The organism is Weissella oryzae SG25, assembly GCF_000691805.2.
Lineage (GTDB): Bacteria > Bacillota > Bacilli > Lactobacillales > Lactobacillaceae > Weissella > Weissella oryzae.
The window spans coordinates 1-220 of sequence record NZ_DF820549.1; the positions used below are offsets into that span (position 1 = coordinate 1).

The following is a 220-nucleotide window of genomic DNA, read 5'->3' on the forward strand; positions in this document are numbered from 1 at the left end:
TGAATCGGACGTTGAATCACTGTCGGAGATTGAATCACTTAGTGAGTCAGACGTTGAGTCACTGTCTGAGATTGAATCACTCATTGAATCGGACGTTGAATCACTGTCGGAGATTGAATCACTTAGTGAATCGGACGTTGAATCTGAATCGCTGATTGAATCAGACGTTGAGTCACTATCTGAAATTGAGTCACTTAGTGAATCGGACGTTGAATCACTG

General features: G+C 42.3%; 1 protein-coding gene. It reads right to left on the minus strand.

The window, feature by feature from the left end:
* Positions 1 to 220, minus strand: a 220-nt coding sequence (locus tag TT13_RS11695; RefSeq protein WP_045477440.1) for a hypothetical protein, incomplete at both ends; no start/stop codon positions are given.